This window comes from Marilutibacter aestuarii (assembly GCF_006546775.1).
GTDB classification, from domain to species: domain Bacteria; phylum Pseudomonadota; class Gammaproteobacteria; order Xanthomonadales; family Xanthomonadaceae; genus Marilutibacter; species Marilutibacter aestuarii.
The window spans coordinates 1-3,866 of record NZ_VICE01000143.1 but is presented as its reverse complement, the minus strand read 5'-3'; the positions used below and the strand labels follow the sequence as shown (position 1 = coordinate 3,866).

General features: G+C 69.0%; 3 protein-coding genes. All 3 read right to left on the bottom strand.

Annotated elements, in window-relative coordinates; genetic code table 11:
• A partial coding sequence (locus tag FKV25_RS14780; RefSeq protein WP_141519558.1) for a hypothetical protein occupies nucleotides 1-1,255 on the bottom strand: 1,255 nt, incomplete at its 3' end.
• 108 nt (nucleotides 1,256-1,363) lie between these two features.
• Nucleotides 1,364-2,419, bottom strand: a complete 1,056-nt coding sequence (locus FKV25_RS14775; RefSeq protein ID WP_246072113.1) for a hypothetical protein — start codon at nucleotides 2,417-2,419, stop codon at nucleotides 1,364-1,366.
• Between the two features lie 40 nt (nucleotides 2,420-2,459).
• Nucleotides 2,460-3,866, bottom strand: a 1,407-nt coding sequence (locus FKV25_RS16315) for a hypothetical protein (RefSeq protein ID WP_211345460.1), incomplete at its 5' end; no start/stop codon positions are given.

Genomic DNA, 3,866 nt, shown 5'->3' with positions numbered 1-3,866 from the left:
TCATCTGGATCGCGGCGATCGCCTCGGGATTGGCCATCTTCTCCAGTGGCAGGTAGTCGCTCTTGAAGTTGACCTCGACCTGGCCGGCCAGGCTGGCGCGTGCCTGCAGCGAGGCATCGTTCTGCAGCTGCGAGGTGCTCATCATCTTGATGATCGGCTTCTCGGTGTACTTGTAGTCGCCCTTGGCATAGGAGTTGCCGCCTTCGCGCGCGGGACCGCCGCCCCACCCGGTCCGCACCACGTTGCCGTCCTTGTCGCGCACGGCGGTGCCCTGCTCGTTGCTGCGCTCGTAAGTGCCCTCCCGGCCCTGGGTCTTGACGACGTTGCCGAAGGCGTCCTTCTCGTGGTCGAACTTGGTGGCGCTGTAGCGGTACTTCAGGTTGTCGCGGGCCTGGAAGTCGTACATGACCTTGGCCGAGATGCGACCGTCGGTGACGACGATGCGGTTGATGCCCAGCATCACCAGGGTGGCCAGCAGCTGCTGGCGCCCGGTGGCGATCTGGGTCCTCGCCGCGGGCACCAGCAGCGCCTCGACCAGCTCGTCGTCGAGGCGCGTCAACGGCTTCTCCAGCGGCAGCGACTGGTTGATGCGCTCGATCGCGCGACGCTCGTCGATGTCGGGGCGCACCACCACGCGCGGCTCGGTGCTGGCGGGCTCGTCGCCGAAGCCGCCGAAATCGCCCCAGTCGCCGCCACCCATCTGCAGTTGGAAGATGTCCGGGAACTGCTCGACCAATTGGTCGCGGCCCTGGTTATGGGTGGTGTTGTCGTCGCGGAACTGGTTGAGGCTCTTGGAAACGTCCGCGACGAGCTTGGCGTAGGCCTCCATCTGCTGGATCGAGGAGGTGACGATCGAATTGAACACGCCGTCGATCAGGCCGGTGACGAAATCGGGGAAGTTCACCGCGTCCATCAGCGCACCGGCCTGCTGCACGCCGGTCTTCAGCGCGGTGCCGAACTCGGGCTGGTCGGCATTGGGCAACGGTTCGCCGTCGTCGCCCGCCAGCGCACGCACCTGCGGGCTCTGCTGTCCCGGCTTGAGGCGTATGCCATCGGGCTCGGCGAGGTAGCTGCCGATCTGCACCAGGCCCTTGGCCAGGGCTTCGCGCTTGTCCGCCGGCAACTCGCCGAAGGCGTCGGCCTGCTCCAGCATCTGCCGGACCTTGCGGCGCACGGTTTCGGTGGTCTCGCGGCTGGCCATGGGTGCGGCGGCGGCCCGGGCCGCGGGAACGGTCTTGGGAAAGATGGCGGACATGGCCTTGGCTCCAGGGTTCGGCGTGGCGGGTATCGGTGGCGCCGGCGCGCATCGGCCCGACCGGGCGGTGCGAACGGCGGCCGGTGGCCGGGCGGGCCCGGCACCCGGCTACTGCAGGGCGCGCGCCTCCTCGATGTGTTCGCGCATTTCGAATTCGATCGGACGCACGTACAGGCTGATCCGGGCCGGCGAATGCGGCGTCACCCGGATGCTGAGCACCGAGAAGTGCCCCTGCTCGTTGGCTTCCATGCCGAAGGCCTCCAGCCAGCGCGACAGCGCCGCGAGTTGCCGGGGACGCTCGGCCAGGCCCAGCCTGAGCAGGTCGAGGAAGCGGCCCGGCAGGTCGGGGATGGCCGCCAGCAGGATCTCCAGCTTCATCTCCACGCCCTCTGGCTTGTTGCGCATGCCGATCAGCACCCCACCCGGCGGCAGCTCGAAACGACCGCCCAGGGCCACGCCGACGATGCGCATCAGGCTCGGCAACTGGTGGCCTATCCCGAGCCGGTTCATCAGTGGCCCAAGCGCGGACACGGCCAGCGGACCGCGATGGAGGAAGGTCACGCGCTGGCTGCCCGCCTCGCGGTTGCAGCCGATCGAGGTGAAGATCGGCATCAGGCTGGGCATCTCGTTCATCGCCTGTCGGGTCAGCCGCGCCAGGGGCGGCGCCAGGGCGTCGATCTGGGTCGGCAGCAGCTCGTAGTAGATCTTGGTGGCGTACAGCCCGTCCTCGTCGAAGGCGCTGCCGAACCAGGCGCCATAGCTCATCCAGCCGAGGCCACCGAAGCCGCGCCACTCCTCGCTGCGTGAATCGAACCAGCGCAACGCATCGCGGCCGAAGACCGGACACACCAGCCGGCGCATCTCGCGGGTCGCCTCGTCGCGCCGGGCGACCGGCGAGGCGCCGGGCCCCAGGGGCTCGATGGTGAAGCGTAGCGTGTCGGGTTCGGCCTCGGAGAACGATGGCTCGTAGGGCACCGCACCGGGGGTCAGGGCGTTGCGGGTGTACGACACGTCGTCATCGGGCAGGCTGAAGGTTCGATCGATGAGCGTGTCCAGGTAGGGCAGCGGATCGCGCGTGCCCAGCGCCCGCGCCGCCGTGCTCAGCGAACGCTTGACGTGGGCCGCCATCGGCCGCTTGCCGCTGGCACTTCGTTGCATGTTCATGGCGTGGTTTCCATGGCGGTGTGTGCGGGGTGGCGTGGCGTCACATCGGCGGCATCGCGCCATTGAGGCCTTCGCCGATGCCACCGGTCAGCGACTCGAGCGCGTCGCGCGCGAACGCGGGCATCTCGATCGGCTTGCTGGTGATCACCGGCGATTCGACCGGTTGCGCGAACTGCTCGACGTGGTCGTCGTTGACGCCGCCGACCGCCAGCCACTGCTCGCAGGCCTGCACCAGGTCCCAGTCGTTGGGCTCCACCGTGGGCCGGTCGCTGCCGCGCAACTGCCGGTTGGTCAGCGCATTCATGTCGATCACCTCGCCGAAACGACCGCCCAGGCGCTGGTGGTGATTGGCCAGCCAGCGGATGATCACCGCGCCGGCATGGGCCTGGGTGCGGTAGCGGTGGGTGTTTCGCGCGCCGCCGAGGTAGTTGGCGTTGACCTGGTCGACGACCTGCCAGATGTCGCGCGCGCCGAACGCGGTGCGGATCTCCGGGTCGTTGAGCTTCTCCAGGTACTCGCGGATCATCGACTGCAGCTCGGTCGCCGCGAAGTAGGCGATGCCATAGCCGTGCAGCGACAGGTTCGCGGCGAGGTCGCGACCGGCCTTGCGGACCTGTTCCTGCGAGACCGCGACCGGGATGTTGCTGCGCAGCAGCCGGTCGACCGTGAGCTGGCGCGAGAACGAAGACACCGCCGACAGGAAGCGCAGCCACAGGTCGTTGAACTCGCGGTTGGGCTGGTTGGCGTTGGGGTCGCCGCCGGGCGCGCCGAACATGCGCATGTACAGGTCGCGCCGCTCGCCCTCGGTGATCCGGTCGACGGCCCGCTTGTAGTAGTTGAACAGGTAGTCGCCGGCCTTGCCCCGCCCGAGCGGCAACAGGCCGGCGCGGAACAGTTCGACGATGCGTTCGACCACCTGCGGCAGGTGCATCTCCTCGAGCATCCAGGAGAAATAGATCGCCTGCACCGCATGCAGGTTCTCGCGGACGATCTCGACGTCGGTGCTTTCGTCGAGGTCGGGCAGTTCGATCGAGGTCGAGGACGGTGGCGCCCCCGAGACCACGCCGGTGTCCATGTCGTAGGCGTTCTGGATGCGACTGGCCAGCCAGGCGTCGTTGGCGCTGACCTTCTCGTTGGCCAGGCGCCTGACCGCGGCCGCCACGTTGCGGCTGCTCAGCGCGCAGATGGTCTCGCCGGGGGCCGGTTCGAAGCCGGCCTGGGTGGCGCGGATGCTCGCCGCGATCGCCGCGTCGCTGGCTTCCTGCCGGGCGTCCCTGGCGACCTCCGCGGCGGCCTTCGCTTCGGCCGCGGTCGCCTTGGCCTGCGCGGTGGCGGCGTCGGCGGCCTTGGTCGCCAGCGTCAATGCGCGCTTGGCGGCGGCGACCGCCTTGGCATCACGCGGGCGCGCTGCGTCCAGCGCATCGAGCTCGCCTTGCCGCTCCTTGCG